The 22560-nt window shown below is 61.1% G+C and carries 22 protein-coding genes; 15 read left to right on the plus strand and 7 right to left on the minus strand.

Annotation, left to right across the window (positions count from 1 at the left end; translation table 11 throughout):
* Window positions 1–86: 86 nt before the first annotated feature.
* Both BG457_RS01490 and BG457_RS01495 read right to left on the minus strand, forming a co-directional pair.
* Window positions 87–722: a hypothetical protein gene (locus tag BG457_RS01490; protein WP_071795183.1), complete on the minus strand. Its 636-nt coding sequence runs from the start codon at window positions 720–722 to the stop codon at window positions 87–89.
* Between the two features lie 470 nt (window positions 723–1192).
* A complete protein-coding gene (locus BG457_RS01495; protein ID WP_245770903.1) occupies window positions 1193–1591 on the minus strand; it encodes a RidA family protein in 399 nt (132 codons plus the stop codon).
* Between the two features lie 83 nt (window positions 1592–1674).
* Between BG457_RS01495 and BG457_RS01500 the strand changes: the two genes are divergently transcribed.
* From BG457_RS01500 to BG457_RS01555, 12 genes are all read left to right on the plus strand, one after another.
* Window positions 1675–2394: a helix-turn-helix transcriptional regulator gene (locus tag BG457_RS01500; protein ID WP_071795184.1), complete on the plus strand. Its 720-nt coding sequence runs from the start codon at window positions 1675–1677 to the stop codon at window positions 2392–2394.
* 231 nt (window positions 2395–2625) lie between these two features.
* Entirely contained in the window at window positions 2626–3579 is a 954-nt protein-coding gene (ytfQ, locus tag BG457_RS01505) for a galactofuranose ABC transporter, galactofuranose-binding protein YtfQ (protein ID WP_071795185.1), read from the plus strand.
* 182 nt (window positions 3580–3761) lie between these two features.
* Window positions 3762–5291: a sugar ABC transporter ATP-binding protein gene (locus tag BG457_RS01510; protein WP_071795186.1), complete on the plus strand. Its 1530-nt coding sequence runs from the start codon at window positions 3762–3764 to the stop codon at window positions 5289–5291.
* Complete coding sequence (locus BG457_RS01515) at window positions 5288–6322, plus strand: ABC transporter permease (protein ID WP_071795187.1); 1035 nt, start codon at window positions 5288–5290, stop codon at window positions 6320–6322. The genes BG457_RS01510 and BG457_RS01515 overlap by 4 nt, the downstream gene beginning before the upstream one ends.
* The gene (gene yjfF, locus BG457_RS01520; protein ID WP_071795188.1) at window positions 6319–7275 is read left to right on the plus strand and encodes a galactofuranose ABC transporter, permease protein YjfF; all 957 of its coding nucleotides are present in this window, start codon (window positions 6319–6321) and stop codon (window positions 7273–7275) included. The genes BG457_RS01515 and yjfF overlap by 4 nt, the downstream gene beginning before the upstream one ends.
* A 19-nt stretch (window positions 7276–7294) precedes the next feature.
* Complete coding sequence (locus tag BG457_RS01525) at window positions 7295–8023, plus strand: FadR/GntR family transcriptional regulator (RefSeq protein WP_071795189.1); 729 nt, start codon at window positions 7295–7297, stop codon at window positions 8021–8023.
* A gap of 256 nt (window positions 8024–8279) precedes the next feature.
* Window positions 8280–9092 carry a DUF2243 domain-containing protein gene (locus BG457_RS01530; protein ID WP_217649478.1) on the plus strand — a complete coding sequence of 271 codons (813 nt, stop codon included), beginning with the start codon at window positions 8280–8282 and terminating at the stop codon, window positions 9090–9092.
* A 141-nt stretch (window positions 9093–9233) separates the two neighbouring features.
* Window positions 9234–9683 (plus strand): DUF2892 domain-containing protein, encoded by a 450-nt coding sequence (locus BG457_RS01535; RefSeq protein ID WP_071795191.1) that lies wholly within the window; start codon window positions 9234–9236, stop codon window positions 9681–9683.
* Window positions 9684–9807: 124 nt separating this feature from the next.
* Window positions 9808–10311 carry a molybdopterin cofactor-binding domain-containing protein gene (locus tag BG457_RS20665; protein WP_071795192.1) on the plus strand — a complete coding sequence of 168 codons (504 nt, stop codon included), beginning with the start codon at window positions 9808–9810 and terminating at the stop codon, window positions 10309–10311.
* A 3-nt stretch (window positions 10312–10314) separates the two neighbouring features.
* The gene (locus BG457_RS01545; RefSeq protein WP_071795193.1) at window positions 10315–10983 is read left to right on the plus strand and encodes a lytic transglycosylase; all 669 of its coding nucleotides are present in this window, start codon (window positions 10315–10317) and stop codon (window positions 10981–10983) included.
* Window positions 10984–11143: 160 nt separating this feature from the next.
* On the plus strand, window positions 11144–11449 hold the full coding sequence (locus BG457_RS01550) for a hypothetical protein (protein ID WP_139257499.1): 306 nt from the start codon (window positions 11144–11146) through the stop codon (window positions 11447–11449).
* A gap of 48 nt (window positions 11450–11497) precedes the next feature.
* On the plus strand, window positions 11498–12622 hold the full coding sequence (locus BG457_RS01555; RefSeq protein ID WP_281249210.1) for a cation:proton antiporter: 1125 nt from the start codon (window positions 11498–11500) through the stop codon (window positions 12620–12622).
* 225 nt (window positions 12623–12847) lie between these two features.
* Here the strand turns inward: BG457_RS01555 and BG457_RS01560 are convergent, their stop codons facing one another.
* From BG457_RS01560 to BG457_RS01570, 3 genes are all read right to left on the minus strand, one after another.
* Window positions 12848–14143: a hypothetical protein gene (locus BG457_RS01560; protein ID WP_071795196.1), complete on the minus strand. Its 1296-nt coding sequence runs from the start codon at window positions 14141–14143 to the stop codon at window positions 12848–12850.
* The gene (locus BG457_RS01565) at window positions 14140–15528 is read right to left on the minus strand and encodes an FAD-binding oxidoreductase (RefSeq protein ID WP_071795197.1); all 1389 of its coding nucleotides are present in this window, start codon (window positions 15526–15528) and stop codon (window positions 14140–14142) included. Before BG457_RS01565 ends, BG457_RS01560 begins: the two co-directional genes overlap by 4 nt.
* A 102-nt stretch (window positions 15529–15630) precedes the next feature.
* Entirely contained in the window at window positions 15631–16560 is a 930-nt protein-coding gene (locus tag BG457_RS01570; RefSeq protein WP_175546698.1) for a helix-turn-helix transcriptional regulator, read from the minus strand.
* Between the two features lie 836 nt (window positions 16561–17396).
* On the opposite strand from BG457_RS01570, the gene BG457_RS01575 reads away from it, so the two are divergent.
* The gene (locus BG457_RS01575) at window positions 17397–18269 is read left to right on the plus strand and encodes a GNAT family N-acetyltransferase (RefSeq protein WP_071795199.1); all 873 of its coding nucleotides are present in this window, start codon (window positions 17397–17399) and stop codon (window positions 18267–18269) included.
* 47 nt (window positions 18270–18316) lie between these two features.
* On the opposite strand, the gene BG457_RS01580 is transcribed toward BG457_RS01575, so the two are convergent.
* Both BG457_RS01580 and BG457_RS01585 read right to left on the minus strand, forming a co-directional pair.
* A complete protein-coding gene (locus BG457_RS01580) occupies window positions 18317–19606 on the minus strand; it encodes an NAD(P)/FAD-dependent oxidoreductase (protein ID WP_071795200.1) in 1290 nt (429 codons plus the stop codon).
* A 3-nt stretch (window positions 19607–19609) separates the two neighbouring features.
* Complete coding sequence (locus BG457_RS01585; protein WP_071795442.1) at window positions 19610–20275, minus strand: haloacid dehalogenase type II; 666 nt, start codon at window positions 20273–20275, stop codon at window positions 19610–19612.
* A gap of 201 nt (window positions 20276–20476) precedes the next feature.
* On the opposite strand from BG457_RS01585, the gene argE reads away from it, so the two are divergent.
* Together argE and BG457_RS01595 are read left to right on the plus strand one after the other, a co-directional pair.
* Entirely contained in the window at window positions 20477–21601 is a 1125-nt protein-coding gene (gene argE, locus BG457_RS01590) for an acetylornithine deacetylase (protein WP_084657391.1), read from the plus strand.
* Between the two features lie 121 nt (window positions 21602–21722).
* A complete protein-coding gene (locus tag BG457_RS01595) occupies window positions 21723–22553 on the plus strand; it encodes a GNAT family N-acetyltransferase (RefSeq protein WP_071795201.1) in 831 nt (276 codons plus the stop codon).
* The last annotated feature ends 7 nt before the right edge of the window (window positions 22554–22560 follow it).

Genomic DNA, 22560 nt, shown 5'->3' on the forward strand with positions numbered 1-22560 from the left:
TATCACGCTTTAGTTCAACACTCCGGCCGTGAAAGCGGCCGGAGCAATTTATTTTCTCATAGAGACTTACTCTCTGCGGCGTCAGCTCAGCTCGCGCAAACCAGATTGATGTCACCCTCGACATCAACGGCAATAGCGACCACACCATTTGAGGGGTGATTGTTGAGACGCACCTCACCAATTTGAGCGCCGCCAGTACCTGAAGTGGTCCGGAATGGCACTGTTGCAAGCGTGAAGCCAACCTCAGCGTTTTCGCAGAATTCCGCGATCGACGTGCCAATCAGAGCTTCGATGCGCTCCACCTCGTCGTCAACGAACTGCTCCAGATCCTCCAGACCAACCTCAAGCGCGGCCAGACGACCGAGCACATCATCAGATGCGCCAAAGCTGATGCTCGTCGTGTAACCAGAGCTATCAGGCGTCATCGTAACGGTTGGTGCCGAGCCGACAACCACTGTCGAACCGGCCGAAGTGGTTGCAGTCGTGGCCGTGCTGGCGCCAGCGGAAACAGCGCTGGAACCGATAGCAATTGAGGAGTTGAAGGTCCCAACAGTTCCATCGATTTGACCACCGAGACCAGCATCGTCGACTGTAAAGCTGGTGGAGCCATCATTGAGAACAATGCCGATAGACGCGGCAACTGCAGAATCCTGGGCCGAAGCCACGCCCGGCACCACTAGAAGAAAACTAGCGGCGACCGCCATTGCGAACTTGTTTTGCATAATATTTCTATCTCCTGAAGGTGAAAAGATGTTTAGTCTCGCAGTTTCTAAACCGCGCCTCTAGACAATATCTTCGTCAGCAAACTGGCGCAATTTTGTTTTAAATAAAAAGAGGTGCAGTTTAGTCATATCGTCTTCACAATTGTAAATAAGGATTGAATCGTGCCCCCTAATCGGCGTCCAATATTGACCTCTCAAGAGCTGAAATCCCAACTTCGACACTTCTCTATGGGTTTGAGTCCGGTTTGGCGTTGCCGGGTTCAATGAAACAGAGGCTTTCCGAGTGTAGAAGGTTGGATTTTGGTGAAAGAAGTGTTGTGGCGTGTTGCAGTATTCTAAGATATTGATATATCGCGATGGCCCTTATGACATGGCGACATGTACACCAAGGTCACGAGATCAGGCCCCACCTTTTCAGCTTGGAGGGACCATCTCTCGCTGATGGCGCTCCGGATGGCTTTCCTGCCTGCTCAGGCGTGGGCGGTTGCCTCGATCTCGAACATCAGGCCGGGAATGGCCAGCGCTGTCACTCCGACCAGCGTCATCGCAGGGGTGTTCTGCACGGCCCCAAACCGCCTGCCCAACAGATCGAAATTCTTCAGCGCCTCGTCCACATCTGTCGCGTAGATCCCAAGGCGGGTGACATGGCTCAGGTCCATGCCTGCGCTTTCAAGGATCGCGGCCAGGTTGTCCAGTGCAAGCCCGATCTGGGCACGCATATCGCCCGGGTGCTGTGGATGGCCCCGTGCATCAACCGCCGTCTGGCCAGAGCAAGTCAATTGACGTGTTGCGCCCGTTATGAGTTCGGCCTGATTATAGCCCAGTTTCAGCGACCAGTCCCAGGGGTTGACGGCTCTGCGTTGCATCATGAGGTCTCCTTTGTGATGTCCATGCAGACCCTATGGAATGAAATGGTGCCATATTCTGGCACCTTTCATGCTATGCTGCCCAAATGAATATTCGCGCGCGCCAGGATGCCATTCTCCGCCACCTTCGCCGCTCCGGCGCGGCGACTGTCGATGTACTTGCCTCCGAGGTTGGTGTGTCGCGGCGCACAGTGCTGCGCGATATTGTGGCCCTTCGTGATGAAGGCTTTGTCATTCACGGTGAGCCCGGGCGCGGTGGGGGGCTGCAACTTGATCCACAATCGATGCAGACGACAACGCGGCTTGCTGTGGCCGAGGTCTTTGCCCTGCTGATCAGCGTGGCCACGATGCGCGCCGCTGGATATTTGCCTTTCGCGGGCCTTGCGGATGCGGGCCTCGCGAAGATCGAAAAGACCCTACCGCCCGAGAAAACCCGCGATCTGCGCCGGTTTCTGAATTGCCTGCATGTGGGCCGGGTTTCACCGCTTCAGGATCTGTCGGACATGGGCGCTATCGACCCGGATCTTTTGCCCGCCTTCGAGACTGCGTTTCTGGATCGCCTATACTTGCGGTTTGACTACCACGACGCCAAGGGGCGAAAGACGACCCGCGAGGTCGAGCCGCAGGCCATGTTGATCCTGCCGCCCTTGTGGTATCTGGTGGCATGGGATCCAGCCCGCGCGGATTTCCGGCATTTCCGGATGGACCGGATCAGCAACCCGTCTGTCGTCAGCGGGACGCGGTTTCGACAGCGCCATGTGCCCTTTGATCAGGACGTCTGCCCCTATACCAGTTTGCGACTATGAGGATCACCGCGCAAGTACAGTGCTGGCGATCTTTCCTGGCCCATGCGCTTGGACTGGCCCCCCGCCGGGTCAGGTCTCACTGACAATCAACACCGACAGTCCCAAGCTGGGTCGCGTCGATCTCGCGCTTTTCTGCTGGGTGACCGGGAAAAAACATTGCCGGAATGTATATAATAGTATTAATTGATTCGAGGTCCAGTCGGGGCCAGTGAGATCTTGGGAGGATTTCCAATGTTTAGAAGAACTCTGATGGCCAGCGTGGCCGTCACGATGCTTGGTGCCGTATCAGCACATGCACAGACAATCGGCTTTTCGCAGATCGGCTCTGAATCCGGCTGGCGCGCTGCCGAAACCACTGTGACACTGCAGGAGGCCGAACGCCGCGGCATTGATCTGCGGTTCTCGGATGCCCAGCAGCGGCAAGAAAACCAGATTGCCGCGATGCGGTCATTCATCGCGCAAGGCGTTGACGCGATTCTGGTAGCCCCGGTGGTCGCAACCGGCTGGGATTCTGTGCTGGAAGAGGCAGCTGAAGCTGAAATCCCCGTTGTCCTTCTGGACCGTATGGTCGACAGCTCGCCCGATCTGTACCTGACTGCAGTCGGGTCCGACCTGGTGCATGAAGGCCGTGTTGCAGGCGAATGGCTGGTCGAGGCTGTGAATGGCGCCGATTGCCGTGTGGTCGAGTTGCAGGGCACCACAGGCTCTTCCCCTGCTATCGACCGCAAGAACGGTTTTGAGCAGGGCATCGCGGGTGCTGACAATATCCAGATCGTGCGCAGCCAGACCGGCGATTTCACCCGCACGCGTGGCAAGGAAGTGATGGAAAGCTTCCTTCAGGCTGAGAACGGCGGTGCGGATATCTGCGCGCTCTATGCCCATAACGACGACATGGCTGTCGGTGCCATTCAGGCCATCAAAGAGGCCGGTCTGAAGCCGGGTGAGGATATTCTGGTGGTATCGATTGACGCCGTGCCCGACATCTTTCTGGCGCTGGCGGCGGGCGAAGCGAATGCTACGGTGGAATTGACGCCGAACATGGCAGGCCCCGCATTTGATGCATTGGAGGCATATTTCGCCGATGGCACGCTGCCCGAAAAGTTCATCCAGACGGAATCGCGGCTTTATACGCAGGCCGATGATCCTGCCGCCCAGTATGAGGGCCGCAAAGATCTGGGGTACTGAACCCAAAATTGAACCATGTCCGGGGCGCGCGACGTTCATGCCGCGTCCCGGCTACCGGCGTTCCGTTGCACAAGGCAGAACGCAAGTTGTGACGCAACACAGCCGGTTTGCATAGGATAACGGGTAACATAATACAGGGTTACAGCGGGCGTGCTGTGGCTGCATGATCTGCGAGGCACCCGATGCTGTTGTCGACACGTGATCTGACCAAGGCATTTCCCGGCACAAAGGCGCTGGACGCTGTCGATTTTGACCTGAAAGCGGGCGAGGTGCATGCGCTGCTTGGTGAAAACGGTGCGGGGAAGTCTACCCTGATCAAATGCCTTACCGGTGCATATCGGCGCGATTCGGGTGATATCCTGTTCGAAGGCCAGCCGATATTTCCGCAAAGCACGCTGGAAGCACAGGCCATCGGCATCGGCACTGTCTATCAGGAGGTCAATCTTCTGCCCAACCTGACAGTGGCAGAAAACCTGACGCTGGGTCATCAACCGCGCCGCTTTGGTATCATTCATCCGCGCGCAATGCGGGCACAGGCCGAAGACATGCTGGCGGGCTATGGCCTCGATATCGATGTGCGGCGGCCGCTGGAATATTATTCGGTTGCTGTGCAGCAGATCATTGCTATTGCCCGCGCTGTGCATTTGTCAGGCCGCGTTCTGATCCTGGATGAACCCACCGCAAGCCTTGATGCGCGCGAGGTCCAGATGCTGTTTGATGTCATCCGTGATCTGCGAAAGCGCGGTCTGGGGATCATCTTCATCTCGCATTTTCTGGATCAGGTCTATGACATTTCTGACCGTCTGACCATCTTGCGCAATGGTCGTCATATCGCCACCCATCCCGCAGCGGAGCTGGACCGGATGCAGCTTATCACCCTGATGCTGGGTCATGAATTGCAACACGAAACCGCCACCCGCCACCGCCCGGCAGTGGATCCCACTGATGCCATCCGGTTCTCTGGAATGGGTCGGCGCGGGCGGATCGCGCCGTTTGACCTGACCGTCCATAAAGGTGAGGTGATCGGCATGGCCGGGCTATTGGGGTCAGGGCGCACCGAAAGCGCGGAAGTTCTGTTCGGCGCGGTGCCCGGCGACAGCGGTACTGCCGAAGATACCAACGGGCCGGTTGATCTGCGCAATCCGCGCGCGGCCATCGCTGCAGGCTTCGCCTTCGCGCCCGAAGACCGCAAGACCGAGGGTATCATTGCGGAGCTGAGCGTGCGCGAAAACATCATTCTGGCGCTACAGGCGCGGCGCGGTTGGGCGCGCCCGATCCCGCAGGCAGAACAGAGCCGCATGGCGAATGACTATATCAAGCGCCTCGATATCCGCACGCCGGATGCTGACAAGCCCGTGGGCCTGCTCTCGGGCGGGAACCAGCAAAAGGTCATCCTTGCACGCTGGCTCGCCATCAACCCGCGGTTTCTGATCCTGGACGAACCGACGCGCGGTATTGATGTGGGCGCACATGCCGAAATTCTGCGGCTGATCGAGGATGTGGTGGCGCAAGGCATGTCGATCCTCGTGATCTCGTCGGAACTTGATGAACTTGTGGCCGTGTCGCACCGGGTCATCGTGGTGCGTGACCGCCAGCATGTATCGCAACTGACGGGGGAGGATGTGACCACGGACACAATTGTTCGCGCCATCGCCGCCCCCGAAGCTGAACCCGGTTCCGACAGCGCTGCTACCCGCGAGGTCATGGCATGAAGGGCGTGTTTCGCAGGGTTGCCCCGCAGCTGTTCACCCTGTCGGCAGTGATCGTGCTTGTCAGCATGTTTTTCCCCAGTTTCTGGCAGATCGTCTATGTAAATGACCGGCTGGTCGGCATTCCGATAGATATCGTGAAGCGCGGCGCACCGGTGGCGCTATTGGCAATCGGCATGACGCTGGTGATCGCGACACGTGGTATCGATCTGTCGGTGGGGGCGGTGATGGCCATCTGTGGGGCCAGTGCCGCATGGTCGATTGATCAGGGTTTTGGCATCTGGGCCGCGCTTGGTATTGCGGGCGCGGCGGGGCTGATCTGTGGCTTGTGGAATGGTCTGTTGGTGGCCGTATTCGGTATTCAGCCAATCGTTGCCACACTGATTTTGATGGTGGCGGGGCGCGGCGTGGCGCAACTGATCACCGGCGGCACGATTCTGACCTTCGACAATGAGGCTTTTGCCTATCTTGGCTCAGGCACGTTCCTGGGTGTTCCGGTCCCTGCTGTGATCTGGGTGCTGACCGGAATTTTCTTTGGCTTGCTTGTGCGACGTACAGCGCTGGGGCTTCTGGTCGAATCCATCGGGGTGAACCTGCGCGCCAGCACTCTGACCGGGATTAACAGCCGCGTGCTGCTGATCGCGGTCTATATGGGGTCAGGGTTCTGCGCGGCGCTGGCGGGCATTATTGCCACGGCGGATATTCGTGGCGCGGATGCCAATAATGCAGGCCTCTGGCTGGAACTGGATGCCATTCTGGCCGTGGTGATCGGAGGCAACTCGCTTCTGGGGGGGCGGTTTTCCATTCTGGCCTCGTTGCTGGGCGCAATGATCATCCAGACAATCAATACCGGCATTCTGCTGGCCGGATTCCCCTCTGAATACAATCTGGTGATCAAGGCGGTTCTGGTGATCATTATTCTGGTTCTGCAATCGCCCCGTTTGCTGCCGCAATTTGCGGTTCTGTGGTCGCGGCGCAGAACATCGCCGCAAACAAAAACCCTGCGAGCCGCAATGACGGAGGATAGACCATGAGCATCCGCGCCCTGCCGCTTTATGCGACCATCGCGATCTTTCTGCTGGCCTATCTGATCTGCTACATCCAGTTTCCCGCCATGCTGTCTACCCGCGTGATCGGTAACCTGCTGACGGATAATGCGTATCTGGGTATCGTCGCGGTGGGAATGACCGTGGTTATTGTGTCGGGCGGGATCGATCTGTCCGTGGGGTCTGTCATCGCATTTGCGGGCGTGTTCATTGCCGTTATCCTGCGCGACACGGGACTGCATCCGCTGGTGGTCTTCGCCATGCTGCTGTTGATCACCACCGCCTTTGGTGCAGCGATGGGCGGGATGATCCATCTGCTGGCCATGCCACCCTTCATCGTGACCCTTGCGGGCATGTTTCTGGCGCGCGGGGCCGGCTACATGCTGTCGATCGATTCCGTGCCGATCGCCGATCCGTTTTACCAGATGATGCAGCGGGCCTATTTCGTGATGCCGGGACGGGGGCGGCTGACCCTGCTGGGCATGATCATGATTGCCGCCGTCATTCTAGGCATGATCGTCCTGCACCGCACGCGGTTTGGCACCAATGTCTATGCCCTCGGCGGCGATGCGACGGCGGCACGCCTGATGGGGGTTGCCGTAGGACGCACGACCGTGGCGGTTTATGCATTCTCGGGCTTCATGGCAGGGTTGGCGGGAATTGTTTTCTCGGTCTATACCTCGGCGGGGTATCCGCTGGCGACTGTGGGGGTTGAACTGAGTGCGATTGCTGCTGTGGTCATAGGTGGAACTCTGCTCACGGGGGGCAGCGGATATATGTTCGGAACATTGATTGGTGTGCTGACAATGGGGTTGATCCAGACCTATATTGTCTTTGACGGAAGCCTTTCGAGTTGGTGGACGAAGATCGCGATAGGCGCTTTGCTTTTGATGTTCATTTTGCTTCAAAAGGGGCTCCTGCGGCTGCGTGTCAGCCAGTAACCGGGTCAGAGGAGAACATATGTCCGGCCTGCTCCGCGATGCTATGAACAAAACGCTTGTACGTAACAGTCATGGGCAGGTGGTGGAATGGATCGGACGTGCCATCGTCAGCGGCAAATATCCGCCGGGCAGTTTCCTGCCGCGGGATGACGATCTTGCAGGTCAGTTCAGTGTGTCGCGCACAGTGCTGCGCGAGGCGATGAAAACCCTTTCGGCAAAAGGCATGATTGTTGCGCGCACCCGTGTCGGAACCCGTGTCTGTGACAGACAGGACTGGAACTTGTTTGATGCCGAGGTTCTTGTTTGGCACCTCGATGAAAACGAAGATATCGTGTTTCTGAATCAGCTTTATGAGATGCGGCTGACTATGGAACCGGCCGCGGCGGCCATGGCGGCACGCCGCTCCACTGCAGAAGAAATCAGAGTGCTGTATACCCATGTGGAAGCGATGCGAACTGCGGAGGACGACAAGGCCTTTGCCTTCGCCGACCTGGCTCTGCACAGGGCAATCACAAAAGCATCGGGAAATGTCTTCATGCATTCAGTAGGCACTCTGATCGAAGCCGCGCTGTTGGCCGCCTTTCGCCTGAGTTCCCCTGCATCGGAACCCGCGACGCAGCGAGACGTGGCGGCCAGCCATCTGCGCATTGTCGAGGCGATCGCCAGGCGTGACCCGCATGGGGCCGAACAAGCAATGCGTGACGTGATCCTGTATGGCCAGCGCCGGATATCAGGCACTGATATCTGAGCTGCGCGCGAAAGCGATCTTGCGATGCATGCGCGCGTGCCGTGTCGCAAGCAGGGAAGGGCGAAAGACAGCGGGTTGCAACCGGAATGTTCGACATTCGGAGACGGCCCGTCAAGCGACGCGGTGAAGCCTTGGCGGTGACCTTGGTTTAGGCAGCGCCACTTCGCCTTCCGCCACAAAGAAACCTGCCGAAGCCGCGAAGCGGGAACATCGGCAGGCTCCACGGGTTCCGCTTTTGGCAAGCGGCGGAGTTTTCATGACGCAACAGCATTTCATTGACGCCGCTCGGATGCGCAAGCGGCTGGCATGGGGCGGGTTCTGGACCGGGTTTGCCCTGGGTGGATTTTTCGACGGTATCCTGCTCCATCAGATCCTGCAATGGCACCACCTGCTGGCCGGGGTGGGGCCATCCGGCACGGTTCCTGATCTGCGATACCAGATTCTGGCTGACGGGGTCTTCCACCTCGTCCACTACGTCTTCATGGTTCTGGGGCTCTGGCTGATCTGGTCCACACGCGCGGGGCTTGCTGCGAATGGCGCGGGACGCGATATCATCGCATGGGCACTGATAGGCTTCGGAAGCTGGCATATCATTGATGCGGTGGTGTCTCATTGGATGCTGCAACTGCACCGAATCCGGATGGATGTGGACAATCCGCTGCTGTGGGATCTGATCTGGCTGGTGCCCTTTGGCATTGTTACGCTGGCCATTGGCATCTGGATGCTGCGCCGGGGCTCCGGCGATGGTGCCGGGCCGAACGGAGGACGCATGGCGGCGTCCTTATCGCTGGCGGTGATGGTGGCGGGGCCGATTGCGGCGCTGCCGCCGACGGACCTGCTCGACGATGGGATGACGCTAGCGCTGTTCCGCCCAGAGCTCTCCTTCACCGATATCGCCGCCGCGACCGATGCAGTCGGGGGCAGCCTGGTCTGGAGCGACGCGAGCCAGGGCGTGTGGCTCATCGCGCTGGGGGAGGGGGCGCGACCCGCTGCACTTTATCGGCACGGGGCCTTGATGGTGTCGAACGGCTCGGTGGCGGTAGGCTGCCTGAGTTGGATGGAGATTTGACGCGATGCGCCGCTCCTGCTTCGGCTGATCAAGTCGGCCAGCTTCTCGGGCGCTGGCGCGCCATTCACCGGAGAGTCGGTGCCGGACACGGTCGGAACCGCCACGCCCGGGTGGCGTTGATAGCCCAAAGGAGACCACGCAATGTTCCCATCCTCCAGCCACCGTGTTCCAAGCCACACTGCCGCCGAGATCAACCGCCGGATCGAGCGCGAACTCGACGACAGGATTGACCATTATGCCGCGCATCCCGAGAAGATTCCCTCGCGGCTGAAAGAACTCGATGACGAATGGGATATCGAGCGCATGCTTGAGGCAAATGCCTCGTCGCTCATGCTGGTTGGCCTGACCCTCGGCACAACGCGGGACCGCAGATGGCTGGCGCTGCCGGCGGGCGTGGCCGCGTTCCTGCTGCAACACGCACTTCAGGGGTGGTGCCCGCCGCTGCCGATCCTGCGTCGGCTCGGCTTCCGGACGATGCGCGAGATCGACCGCGAACGCGCGGCGCTGCGCCTCCTGCGCGGCGATCTGGGCGAGGTTCCGCCCGAGGGACGCAGTGAAGCCGCACGCGCCTTCGTCCGGGGCGACAAGTAGTCCATGCGCAAGGGATCCGAAAGCCGGACCACCCCCGGCCCCACCGGCTTGCAGCGGGTGTGGCGCGCCGGGAAACCAGCCACGGCAATCTGTTCTGCTATGATCTTTCCGGCGGGAGGAAAGAATGCAAGCTGGCCGAACTGATCGTGCGGCGTGCTGGGGGGCGGTCTGCGCGATTGACAGCGGTTCGGCGGTCGACCCCAACGGCATACGAAACCAGAGCGATGGCGCGTTCCTGCAGGCAGCAAGCTGGACTCTCTACGAGCAGGTCCGTTTTGAGCGCACCAGAATCACCAGTCGCGATTGGAGAACTTATCCAATCATGCGGGGGCGCAGGGTGCGAGACAGAGCAAAAAGTGCACTTCATCGCCCCGTGTCTCGGCACCGGCGAGGCCGTGCAGGGGCCCGCTGCGGCGGCGATTGCCAATGCGCCCGCCCATGCGACCGGTATTCGGCTGCGTCACATCCCCCTGACGGCCGAAAAGATCAGGGCGTCGCTGCCGACTTGGCGAGGGCCACGGCAGCGCCCGCCTCCAATCGTCCGGAATTGTCGTCGCGGACCGGAACAATCCGCCTTTTTCATCAGTTGGGGAATCACACTCGACCAATTCTAGCCATGAGGAAATGACCCATGAACACCATGAATATCTCTGCCACTGGATTGACCAACGGGATCCTCGCGGGGGTCGGTGCGGTCTTTCTGGTTTCAATGGTCGAGCCCGCTTCCGCCCAAAGCCCCTGCGGGCCGACGACGACCGTCCAGCCTGGCGATACCTATTTTGCCATCGCGCAGCGCTGCGATGTATCGGTGGGCTTCATCGAGCAGGCAAATCCGGGTGTTGACGCGTCCAACCTGCAGGTGGGGCAGACATTGCAACTGAGTACCGAGGCACAGCGCGACGAACCGATGCCGGATGACCGCTACCAGGTTCGTGCCGGCGACACACTGTTCAATATCGCGCGGGCCATGGGTGTGACCCTCGATGCTCTGCTGGAGGCCAATCCCGATATCAACCCCGATGCCCTGCAGATCGGTCAGATTATCATAGCGCCGCGCCATGGTGCCCCCGGAGAACCCACATCCCCCGCTCCCGGCACCCAGGTAACTGGAATCCTCACGCCTGAAGGGGTGGAATGCCAAGCGATGCGCGGGCATGACGGCCAGCTCTACACCTTGACCGGCGACCTTGACGGTCATGATGACGGGGATGTGGTGCAGGTTCGGGGTGAGGTGCAGGAAGTCAGCATCTGCCAGCAGGGGACCACAATCGACGTGGCCGACATCCGCACCGCCCGCTAACCACCAGATGCCGGTCGGCAGCCGCTACGGGTCGATACCCTGCGGTGGCAGTTCGCCTGCCTTCATCCCGGCCCGAGACTGCACGCGCCATCGCCTCGTCTCGAACAACCCTGCTGCGGCAACCTTGGCAGGAAGCCCGGGCGAGGGAAAGGAGGAGAAGGTGTTACGACCTACTCTGATTGCGGCTTCCGCCATTTGTCTGGGCTATTCCGCTGCGAATGCGCTGCAGACCGTGCCCGTATGCGAAAGCCAGCGGGAACTGGGGCAACTGCTCGGTAGCGACGGTCAGGTCATGCCGGGTGGCTGCCGCTATGTGACCCTCAGCTTACTCGACAGCGACGGACAGCGACTTTGCCTGCTTGACTTGTATGCCGAGGGCGAAGGGGTCGTGGAGCAATTGCGCGACGCCGTGATCAGCGAGCAGCGGTGGTCCCACTGCTCCGATCTGGAAACAGCCGGTCGATAGGTGCTTCCCGAATTCCCCATAGAGGACGTCATCATCCAGTTCGCCGTGGTGGTCGCGGCGGTCTTGTCGGTCCAGCTTCTGTTCGAACGCACGCGCGTGCCGGGCCTGATCGGTCTTATCATCCTTGGCATGGCGATCGGCCCCGGCGGGGCGGCCATCCTCCCCGAAGAGCCCGTCGTGGAACTCTTCGGATCGATCGGACTCCTCTATATCATGTTCATCGCAGGCGCCGAGATCGATCTTGATCTCGCAGGCGACCACAAGCGCGAGGTCGCCTCGTTTGGTGGTCTGGCATTCATCCTCTCGTTCGTTCCCGCCGCCGCCACAGGTTTGATGTTCGGGCTGGATATCTGGGGTGCATTGCTGCTTGGCGCCGCGCTCTCCTCGCACACTCTGGTGGCCTATCCGATCATTAGCCGACTTGGCCTGCCGGGTCGACGGCCGATTGTCGCCGCCACCGGAGGTACATTGCTCACCGATACGGCATCCCTTCTCGTACTGGTCGTTGTCATCCAGATGTCGAATGGCGAAGGCGGATTATCCTGGTTGACGCCGATCTTGTTGCTGGCAATCCTTGCCGGCGGGGCATTGCTGATCGTGCCGCGGATGGCGCATGCGGTTCTGGCAAACAAGAAGCATACGCTTGCGGAAAAGGCGCTGTTCCTTCTGGCCGCGCTTCTTCTGCTGGCGATCATGGCCGATCTGATCGGGACAGAAGACATACTTGGTGCCTTTCTCGCTGGTATGTGTCTCAATCGCGCACTCCACAGACGCAAGGAGCTGAAGGAACATCTTGAATTCATTGGCCGGATGCTGTTCATTCCGTTCTTCTTCGTGGAGACGGGCATGCGGCTGGAACTGGCGGCGCTTCAAGAGCCCTCGACCTGGCTGCTTGCGCTGCTGCTTATCGCGGTCGTGATCGCTTCCAAGAGCCTCGCGGCCCTTCTGGTCACAAAACGCTTCAACTATTCGCGCATGGAAGGATTGGCGATTGCCAGCCTCTCATTCCCGCAGGCCGCAGCGACCCTCGCCGTCGTGTTTCTCGGACTGGAACTCGGACTGGTGGATCCGGTTACAGCGGATGCAATCATCATCGTCATCTTCCTGACCTGTCTTATTGGCCCTCTGCTTACCCGCTACTCCGCCCTGAAGCTCTTGAGGGATCCCCAATAGGGACAACCTGCCCGACTTTCGGGATCTGCCCTGCTTGTGCAGTGATTTGTCGGCCCGGGAGAAGGACCTTCGCCTGCCCGTCATTCTCGGCAAGCGCATTCTCGGACGCGGCTGGCACGATCCGTTCAACCGTCGCGTTGGCTATCGGCAGTATCACGGGGACCCATTGTTGTTGCTGCTGGTCTGAATGCGCGGACTGCGTTTCGCGATGCCCGGCCCTATGGATCAGGCAGGATCGGCCCCGTGCCAGCGCCGCATATGGTCAACATGCGTCCGCAGATAGGCACCCTCATCGTAATGGGTGTCGTAGAACTCGGTATCCAGATGCACGGCCTGCACGAACCCGGTCAGAACGAGCGTGGTGAAGGTTCCCGGAAACCGGCCGAACTTCCTGTCGATGTAGCTTGCCACCTCTGCCATGCAGTCGATGAATTCCTCACTATAGGGCGTCACGCCCTGCTTGACCTTCTCAGTTTCCTTCCACGGTCCGGGCCGCGCGGGATCATAGGTGCCGTCCTGTCCGAACTTGCGCGCAACAAAGGCGCGCACCGCAGCGTGCATATCGGTGTGATAAGGTGGGCACATCGCCTCGAAATGCCCGTCGAGTCCGACCGGATTGGGCAGCGTCCAGCGCTCATCATGCTGGAAGCGAAAACCGAAGCCCTTGATGCCGTGCTCGGCGAAGGCTCCGAGAATGCTCCAGCGATTCAGACCGTTGAAATAGAGCCCGCCCAGGCCCATCGCCTGCAAGGTCAGCACCAGATTATGCCCCATGAAGGCAAGTTCGGAACAGTTGCCCTCATAAGTCATCTGCAAAAGGACCGACAGCGGCGCGCGCTTGGCCTCATCGAGCAGGCCAGAGCGGATGAAAGGTTCCAGATCGCCTGCAGGTTTGCCCGCGTCATCGTCCATGACGACAGTGCCATTCCCGATCATGATCGCCAGAAGCGCCAGCGCCTGCTCTGCCGCGTCCGCAATCGGCATGAAGAGCGTCGAACCCGGCGCATTGGCCATCCACAGGTTGGGCTCCAGCATATGCGGCGGCACCGGGGGCAGATCGAGGCGGGTGCCGGACAGCTTGACCGTCTGGGCACGCGCCACCGCCAGAATGCGCTCCGCGTCGTCCTTCAGCCCGTCAAACTCGCGCAGCTTTTCGGGTGTCACGTCGCGGGTGTTGACAAGATAGGTGCCCGCGTCGTCCGTCATCAGCATGGCGGGCGTGCCGAAACCACCTGCCGTGGGCGCGGTGCGCCCGGTATAGCGCAGCGTGTAATGCGCGTGCTCTTCGGGCCGGTCGGGGCCGTGCGGCACCCCGAAGCTGAAGCCCGTGACCCCGGTCGCTGCGGCGACCAGCACTGCACGCTCCAGTTCAGAAAGCGGCATCGGCGCGTGGCGCGACCTGAAGGCGAGCGGCCCCGAGGCGATTTCCATTCCGCGCCCGAAACGCCGCGAGCGCCGACCGAATATCGCAGCCATCAGCGGATATTCAAGAAGATGATCGAGCGGGTCGTCTTTGCTCATGACGATGTTCCGGGTCTGACATTCTGGTTCACCCGGAACAGGTTTGCCGGATCGTATTTCGCCTTGATCGCGGCGAGGCGCTGGTAATTCGCGCCATAGCTCGCCTGCACCCGTTCCTCGCCCTCATCATCCATCATGAAGTTCACATAGCCGCCTTTCGCGTTGAAGGGATGGACAGCCGCCCAATAGTCCTTCGCCCATTGCTTGACGGCCGGTGCATTGGCCGGATCGGGATCGACACCTGCAATGACCATGGACCAGGTTGCCTGCCGTGCATTCCAGGCCATTGCGCCCTCATTCACCTCATTGACTGCCCCGTTGATCGGGTAGAGATGCATCAGCGACAATTCGCTTGGCGCCTTGGCGGCCTGCGCGATATGCGTGTCGATGGCCTCTTCGGAAAGCGATGTCACGAAATCGCCCTTCCAGTACCATTGCAGCCCTTTGGGGAAGAACGGATCAAACATGGACTGCATGGCCGGAAAGGGGATCTGGTCGACCCAGTTGAAAATCGGTTCCGGCAAGGCGTCGAGCAATGGTGCCAGAACGGCCTGCCCTTCCTCCTTCGGGCCGTTATAGCAGCCGATGATGGCGCAGGCCTTCGCGCTCCAGAAATCCTTCGGGAAGGGATCCACGGATGGGACGCGCTTGAGTCCCACGAAAAAGCTGAATTCTCTTGGCGCCGTCTGGAGAAAATCGCGATAGGCGCGCATGACCGCACCGGCATGCCGTGCCTCCCAGAATATTGGCCCGCCATAGACCGTGTTCACGGGATGGGCGCGAAAGAGAAAGCTGGTCACGATGCCGAAATTGCCCCCGCCGCCCCGCAGCGCCCAGAACAGATCCGCATGTTCCGTCTCGCTCGCAGTGACGAAACTGCCGTCCGCCAGAACCACATCGGCCGCAATCAGGTTGTCGATGGCCAGGCCGTGTTTGCGCGACAGATACCCCATGCCGCCACCGAGCGTCAGCCCGGCAATACCCGTGGTCGAGACGATGCCCGCCGGGGTGGCCAGTCCGAACGCATGGGCGGCGTGATCGACATCGCCCTGTGTGCAACCGGGTTCCGCGCGAATTTCGCGGGCGGACGGGTCTACATGCACGCCCTTCATCATCGACAGGTCGATCAACAGGCCGTCGTCGCAACTGCCCAGCCCCGGACCATTATGCCCGCCGCCGCGCACCGCGATCAGCAAGCCCTTCTCGCGACCGAAATTCACCGCCGCAATGACATCGGCGGCATCGGTGCATCGTGCGATCATCAGCGGGCGCTTGTCGATCATACCGTTATAGAGCGCGCGCAGGCTGTCATAATCGCCATCGGTGGGCCGGACTACGCGCCCGCGCAAAATCTCGGCCAGTGCCGTTGCCAGTTCTTCGCTCATGACATCCTCCCGTGTTGAGCCGGTCGGATGCAGGATATGTGCGACTGCGCCGCCTCGTCTTGGGCTGCCGCGACAAAGACTTGGACTCAGGCGAAAGCGCGATCAGGGATAGAGCCCCGCGACAGCCGGTCGCCCCCCCTCGCTGCGCATCTCTCCGGGGGTTGCACCGAAGCGGCGGCGGAAACAGCGGTTGAAGTAGGAGATATCGCTGAAGCCGCAGGTGAAGGCCACGGTGGTGATGCTGAACCCGCTGTAGCGTGCGTCGCTCAACATCCTTCGTGCATGGGCGAGCCTCTGGTGCAGCACGAATTTGGTGAAGGTCGTTCCATCGGTTTCAAACAGTCTTTGCACACTGCGCGGTGTCAGATTGAACCGCGCCGCCACAGTACCGATATTCAGGCCGCAATCCTTGGACTGCTTGCTGACAAAATGCTTGATCGACGCCAACTGAGCGGCGCGCAGACCACGCCCGCGAATCTGTTCGGTCGCATCACGCCCCGCGCCCAATGCGAGGGCCAGAAGATCGCACAGATGGCGTGACGCCAGCTGTGTCGCGCTCCGGTCCAATGTCCTCCAATGCGCCTTGAGGAATTCGACATAGCCGAGCAAATGCCGAAAGGCACCCGACCGCGTGGGCATGGGGCGCATGAGTGCCGCATCCAGATCGACCACCAGGGGTTCAATCGTTGCGCGCGTCACGCAGAAGGTCTGGAACGTTCCGAAGGAACGGGACGCGAATGTCGAGGCCTCCTCAGCCATCAACCCACTGGCCTGACCGTGCCGAACCTCGACTTCATGCCCGTTCTGTCTGGCAACGAAACCATGGGAGGGGACCACCAGCCCGATCGCTTCAACCCCGTCTGTCACCATGGATGGAGAGCGGACAATCCGCAGCGGCGAGCTGGCGGAGGACCAAAGGACAAGATCGGGCAAGCTGCGCACTGTCACATCAATATGCAACGGAGTCTCACCGACAGGTTCAATCCGGGCATTGAAGACCTGTCGCTCCCAGAAGCTCCGCAAGGCGGGCAAGCGATCCCGTTCTGCCAATCTACGGCTTGAAAATCGCACTGGTGCAAAATCGACTTGCTGCGAATGCATCGGCACCTCCGCTGCCCGACGGCGCGGCGCATATTAGAGGATCTTGCACTTCAAGGCAAATGCACCGCCATCTACAGGGTATTGTCGCAAGCACAGGGCTTCTTGGGAGAAGAATCACCCTGAACCGATCCGCCGGGCACGGATTGAGCATGAAGCAAACAGGGCAGACCATATCAGACGTGGTGACCCCGCCTTGCGTCATGCGCGTAATCGATTGTGCGGATCCGCGCGATACCCGGTCATAATATCCAAATAGTCTCCAAATCCTGTCCCCGCCAACAGGCGGGCTTTCTTATGCCGCGCAGTCCCGTGGAAGCAAGAGGGTCGAAAAGCCCGATGGCGCGACGGCGCGATGGCGCGATGGCGCGATGCGCAAGATGATCAGGCGGATAACTGCCCGGGAATACAGCACCCAAAGCCGAGAGAATGGAGTGAGAATCAGCGCCTTACCGCTCGGCATCATCCAGCACGGGCGGCCACCACCTATGCGCTGGGTGCAAGGATGCAAGCTCGATCTCTGTGCGCTTTCCGGGACATGTCCCTTGGGCGCGACACGAAAACCAAGAGCTGGTGGCGCATAAACTTCCAAACTATGTCCGAAATCGGGTGAACCTGCCGCGCGGGGCAGGTTATGCTCGGCATAATGCTAAGGTAATCGGGTCAAGCCGGACCTGCGAGGTGAACTTGTGTTGCGCTATCGTTCCGAAGGGAATAGCAAGCAACGGGATCTCGCTCCGGTCCTGCCCGGTGTTTTCGGGATAAACCGCATGAATAACACGCTCCGCATTGACAGTTTCGAAGCGCAGATAGAGCCGATCACCGCTCAGTCGCGTGCATTGCTGCATGAACTGACGGTCAGTGTGCATTGGCCTCACCGCGAAAGTGATATTGATCTGCTGATCCGGCTCGGGAAAGGCTATATTGCTTTGGATGAAATCGGACGCCCGCTAGGCTCGGCCATGCATTTCCCGATGGGGGATGATTTCGCCATGATGGGGATGATGGTCACACCGCCGCGCCTGCAAGCACAAGGTGCGGGGCGCGCCTTGATGAAACGGATCTTGGAAGATTGCGACGGGCGTGACCTGCGACTGAACGCCACCCGCTCGGGCTACCGGCTTTACAGAAGCGCCGGATTTGTCGATGTCGGGATGGTTTATCAGCATCAGGGCATGGTCGGTTCCGTGGCGCAGGTTGATTCGGTGGCCGGGGTCGACCTGGCGGTAATCAGTGCCAAGGACAGTGCCGCAATCGCTCAGATGGATGCGCGCGCCTTCGGCGCCAGCCGCACTGCAGTTCTTGACGCGCTTCTGGGGGTGTCGACCGGGCTGGTCGCCATGCGCGGCGGGCAACCTTGTGGCTTTGCCCTGATGCGCCGCTTCGGCAAGGGGCATGTCATCGGCCCGCTGGTGGCCGATAGCGAAGCGCTGGCCATGCTGATCGCCGCCAGTCTGATGCGTCAGGCGCAAGGCAGCTTTGTGCGGGTTGACACGCCCTGCGCGGGGCAGGGGCTACGCAGGTTTCTGACCGACTCCGGACTGCCGGAGTTCGACACCGTTACCGAAATGCGCCTTGGCCCGCAGCGCCGCGCGAGCGAAGGTTTGAAGACCTATGGTCTTGCTGCCCATTCGTTGGGCTAGTTGAAAGCTGAAAAAGGAAAACGGCGGGATCTTCCCCGCCGATCCTGTCACGACAGCCGATCCTTCAGCCTGAACCACATCCCCGCCAGCGGCAGAAACCAGGGCTTGCCATTCAGCGCAGGCACGGCGGGCCAGTCCATCCCGTCCAGCGGGTTGGTATCCCTGCGCCCCATCGCCAGATCGGCCAGTACCTGACCCAGCAATGTGGACAACTGCGCCCCGTGGCCGGAATAGCCCATGCCATAGATCATCCCGTCGGCCTCGCCCGCACGGGGGAAGCGATCGGTGGTCAGCCCGACCAGCCCGCCCCAGCAATAGTCGATCTCGATGCCTGACAAATGCGGGAAGATCCCTTCCATCGCCGCGCGCAGAAACTCGCCGGATTTCGCGTCGGATCTCTGGTCTGACACTGCCGAAAACCGTGCCCGCCCGCCAAGGATCAGGCGGTTATCGGGCGACAGGCGGAAATAATTGCCGACATTGAGCGAGGTGACACAGGTACGGTTGCCCGGCATCGTCGCCGCCACCTCGGCCTCTGTGAGGGGCCGTGTCGCGATGATGAAGGACGCCATGGAGATAATGCGCTTGCGGAAATGGCCGAGCGGCGCCCCCGGCACCTGCGCTGAATAGGCCCCCGTCGCCGCGATCACAGTATTCGCAGCCAGTCGCCCGCGCGGGGTTTCCAGTTCCCACCCGTCGCGGGTTTTCCTGCGCCCGGTGACGGGGGTGTTTTCCCAGATCGTGGCGCCGTGGCGCTGGCTGGCATCAGCCAGCCCGGTCAGGTACTTGCCCATATGCATCATGGCGGATTTCCGGAACAGGGCCGCACCGTGGAAGGCTTGCGAGCCTATTTCACCCGCCAGATCGGCGCGGTCCAGCCAGGCAGTGTCAGGATCAACCTCGCGGGCGATCAGTTCCTGATTGGCCTGCAGCCCCGCAACATGGCTGGGCTTTGATGCCAGTTTCAGCTTGCCAGAACGACGAAAATCGCAGGCAATGCCTTCCTCGGCGATGACATCCTCAATCATGTCGATCGAGCGGTCATAGGCCTGATAGAGCGCCTTCGCGCGCTCCGCCCCCAGATGCGCCTTGGCATCCCCATAACCATGGGCCACGCCGTTATTCAGATGGCCGCCATTGCGCCCCGACCCACCGGCGCCGACATGGGCAGCGTCAAGCACCGCGACCTTCACCCCCTGCCGCGCCAGTTTGCGCGCGGCATTGAGACCAGTGAACCCCGCGCCGATCACCGCCACGTCATAGCGGCCCTCGACCGGCCCGGCATGCCCGCCTGCAAAGGCGGGAGCCGTGTCGTGCCAGTAGGAGGCGAGTTTCATGGTTCAGAGCCCCAGAACGCCGGGCAGATACGAGACGTTCGCCACCTCGGTATAGCCGTAATAGGGGTTTGCAGGCTCGTGGCCGCGATTGACCCAGACCTTGTTCTTGATCCCCAGATCATGCGCGGTCATCAGGTCATAGCGGAAGCTTGACGAGACATGCAGGAAATCTTCGGGACCGGCGTTCAGCGTGTCGAACATATACTCGAAGGCGCGCATATGCGGCTTGTAGGCACCGGCGCTTTCAGCGGTCAGGACATGGGTGATGGGTGCGCCGAGTTTCGCGATATTATGCGGAATCTGGGCATTCATCGAATTGGTCAGTGCCACCAGCGGGATTTCCTTGGCGACCTTGGCCAGACCCTCGGGCACGTCGGGATTCGGCCCCCAGGTCGGTACGCGGTTATAGATCTCTTCCGCGACAGCAGGATCGAAGGCCACGCCGTTGCGCTTGCAGGTACGCTCCAGCGAATTGTAGACGACCTCGGCATAGGGTTTCCAGTCCTGCATCACCTCGTCAAGGCGATAGGCAGAGAAGTCGCGGATAAACTCTTCCATCTTCTCGGGGGAAAGCTGCGCGCCGTAATGGTCGCGGGCGGCGCCAGCCATGTCGAAGTAGATCATGGTGCCGTGGCAGTCGAAGCTGACAAATTTCGGGCGAAAGGTCATGGCGGTCTCCGGGTTGCGATTGATACTCCATGATTGCCCCCTCGCCGCGACAGAGCTTGCTGCATCTGGCAGGACAAGCGCAGGAAATTGCGAATCCGCGGCACGTCGCGGCACAGCCTGCCGGATGCGGGCAAAACAAACCCGCCCCTTCTGACCGGGGCAGGGCATGGTTTCGGGCAGGATGACAGGAGGACCCATGACATGACTTTTCAGACCCTGACCCCCGAGGCGATGCTGGCGCGTCTGGTTGGTTTCGACAGTGTCGTAGGACGACCGAATGCGCCGATCATCGACTTCCTGCGTGAGGGGCTGAGCGTGCAGGGCCTGTCTGTCCATGTCCTGCCGGGGCCCGAAGGCGACCGGGCGAATCTGTTCGCGAGCATCGGCCCGGAGGACCGGCCGGGTTATGTGCTGTCGGGGCATCTCGATGTCGTGCCCGCCTCTGAACCCGATTGGCGCGGCGATCCGTTCACCCTGCGCGAGGACGGCGAGCGGCTGATCGGGCGCGGGGCCTGCGACATGAAGGGCTTTGTTGCCGCTGCTGTGGCCATGGTGCCCGAACTTGCCCGCATGAAGCTGCGCGCACCGATCCACCTGGCGCTCTCCTATGACGAAGAGGCCGGGTGTCGCGGCGTGCCGCATCTGCTGGCGGCACTGCCCGGACTCTGCGCCCCGCCCGCAGGCGCGATTATCGGCGAGCCGTCGAACCTGACACCGGTACTCGCGCATAAGGGCAAGGCGGCCATCCGGCTGAGCGCGAAGGGCGTTGCCGGGCACTCCTCGCGTCCCGATCTGGGGCGAAATGCGGTGCATCATCTGGTCCCGGTGCTTGCGGCAGCAGTGGAACAGGCGCAGGCGCTGCAAAGTGGTCCACAGGACGGGCGCTTTGCCCCGTCCTGGTCGAGCTTGCAGATCGGAACTCTTGCGGGGGGGCAGGCGATCAATATCATCCCCGACTCGGCGCAGGCCGAGATCGAGGCCCGCGCCATTGCCGGGGTGGACCCGTCAGACCTGTTGACCCCGGTGATCGACGCCGCGAAAGCTGCGGGCGTCGATGTCGAGCTGCTGTCACGCTATCCCGCGCTGGCGCTGGCGCCCGATCATCCGCTGGCGGCCCTGATCACGCGGCTGAGCGCGCGGGAGCCTCTGGGGGCGGTCAGCTATGGCACAGAGGCCGGTCTGTTTCAGGCTGCTGGCATTCCCGCCGTGATCTGTGGACCGGGCGACATTTCCCGCGCCCACAAGCCCGAGGAATACCTCACCCGCACCGAGTTGCACGCAACCTGTGCGCTGATCCGGCGTCTGGGCGAAACCCTGAGCGACTGACAGCATTTTCTGCGGCATGGTTTGCGAGCCGTGGCGCAAACTGCCGCACCAAGGCGGGAACAGGACAAAGATTCCGTGCCCCAAGGCGTAGGCTAGAGGAAACGAAACAGGGAAACCTGCCATGACCGAAATTGTTACATCTGCCCCGACTGCCCTCGAAATCGCGCCCTTCACCGAGGCCCATCTGCCCGGTGCGCTGGCCCTGTCGCAGGCCGCGGGCTGGCCACATCGGATCGAAGACTGGGCGCTTGGCCTGTCGGTATCGCAAGGGGTTGCGGCCGTCTCGAACGGCCGCGTCGTCAGCACGGGGCTGTGCTCCTTTCACGGGCCGGTGGCGACGCTCAACATGATCATCGTCGATGAAACCATGCGCGGACAGGGGTTGGGGCGGCAGGTCATGGAGCGCATCATCGCGCTGGCGGGGGATCGCGAGATGCGCCTTGTCGCCACCGACGAGGGGCTGCCGCTCTATCGCAAACTGGGCTTTTCCGAGGCCGGACGTATCGTGCAGCTTCAGGGGCTGGCCCGCGCAACCCCACCCGAGCGACCGGTCTGCGTCGGCCCTGCCGATATTGACATGCTGGCCGCGATGGACCTGGCCGCCAGCGGGATGCAGCGCCAGCCCCTGCTGACGCGTATCGCGGAGATGGGCGAGACCCTGACAACCGAAGGCGGTTTTGCCCTGCTGCGCCCGTTTGGCCGGGGCCACGTCCTTGGCCCGGTTGTGGCGCAGGATGCCGCCACCGCCCGCGCGCTGATCGCCGCTGCCGCGAGCCATCTGGCCGGGCATTTCCTGCGGATTGATATGCCCGAAGATCAGGGGCTGGCCGCCTTTGTCGAAACTCTTGGCCTGTCAAGGTCGGGCGGCGGAACGGCGATGGTGCGCGCACCACGGCCCCGCCCGCAAAGCAACCTGCAGACCCACGCTCTTATCTCGCAAGCCCTCGGCTGAGCTATCG

Source organism: Natronohydrobacter thiooxidans, from assembly GCF_001884735.1.
GTDB classification, from domain to species: domain Bacteria; phylum Pseudomonadota; class Alphaproteobacteria; order Rhodobacterales; family Rhodobacteraceae; genus Roseinatronobacter; species Roseinatronobacter thiooxidans_A.

Bases quoted from the DNA above. Each gene is read 5' to 3' on its own strand.
- BG457_RS01545 (WP_071795193.1), top strand. From the start codon at position 10,315: ATGAACACCATGAATATCTCTGCCACTGGATTGACCAACGGGATCCTC.
- BG457_RS01530 (WP_217649478.1), top strand. From the start codon at position 8,280: ATGACGCAACAGCATTTCATTGACGCCGCTCGGATGCGCAAGCGGCTG.
- BG457_RS01560 (WP_071795196.1), bottom strand. From the start codon at position 14,143: ATGAGCAAAGACGACCCGCTCGATCATCTTCTTGAATATCCGCTGATG.
- BG457_RS01510 (WP_071795186.1), top strand. From the start codon at position 3,762: ATGCTGTTGTCGACACGTGATCTGACCAAGGCATTTCCCGGCACAAAG.
- BG457_RS01585 (WP_071795442.1), bottom strand. From the start codon at position 20,275: ATGACCTTTCGCCCGAAATTTGTCAGCTTCGACTGCCACGGCACCATG.
- ytfQ (WP_071795185.1), top strand. From the start codon at position 2,626: ATGTTTAGAAGAACTCTGATGGCCAGCGTGGCCGTCACGATGCTTGGT.
- BG457_RS01565 (WP_071795197.1), bottom strand. From the start codon at position 15,528: ATGAGCGAAGAACTGGCAACGGCACTGGCCGAGATTTTGCGCGGGCGC.
- yjfF (WP_071795188.1), top strand. From the start codon at position 6,319: ATGAGCATCCGCGCCCTGCCGCTTTATGCGACCATCGCGATCTTTCTG.
- BG457_RS01515 (WP_071795187.1), top strand. From the start codon at position 5,288: ATGAAGGGCGTGTTTCGCAGGGTTGCCCCGCAGCTGTTCACCCTGTCG.
- BG457_RS20665 (WP_071795192.1), top strand. From the start codon at position 9,808: ATGCAAGCTGGCCGAACTGATCGTGCGGCGTGCTGGGGGGCGGTCTGC.
- argE (WP_084657391.1), top strand. From the start codon at position 20,477: ATGACTTTTCAGACCCTGACCCCCGAGGCGATGCTGGCGCGTCTGGTT.
- BG457_RS01525 (WP_071795189.1), top strand. From the start codon at position 7,295: ATGTCCGGCCTGCTCCGCGATGCTATGAACAAAACGCTTGTACGTAAC.
- BG457_RS01575 (WP_071795199.1), top strand. From the start codon at position 17,397: ATGAATAACACGCTCCGCATTGACAGTTTCGAAGCGCAGATAGAGCCG.
- BG457_RS01495 (WP_245770903.1), bottom strand. From the start codon at position 1,591: ATGATGCAACGCAGAGCCGTCAACCCCTGGGACTGGTCGCTGAAACTG.
- BG457_RS01535 (WP_071795191.1), top strand. From the start codon at position 9,234: ATGTTCCCATCCTCCAGCCACCGTGTTCCAAGCCACACTGCCGCCGAG.
- BG457_RS01595 (WP_071795201.1), top strand. From the start codon at position 21,723: ATGACCGAAATTGTTACATCTGCCCCGACTGCCCTCGAAATCGCGCCC.
- BG457_RS01580 (WP_071795200.1), bottom strand. From the start codon at position 19,606: ATGAAACTCGCCTCCTACTGGCACGACACGGCTCCCGCCTTTGCAGGC.
- BG457_RS01500 (WP_071795184.1), top strand. From the start codon at position 1,675: ATGAATATTCGCGCGCGCCAGGATGCCATTCTCCGCCACCTTCGCCGC.
- BG457_RS01490 (WP_071795183.1), bottom strand. From the start codon at position 722: ATGCAAAACAAGTTCGCAATGGCGGTCGCCGCTAGTTTTCTTCTAGTG.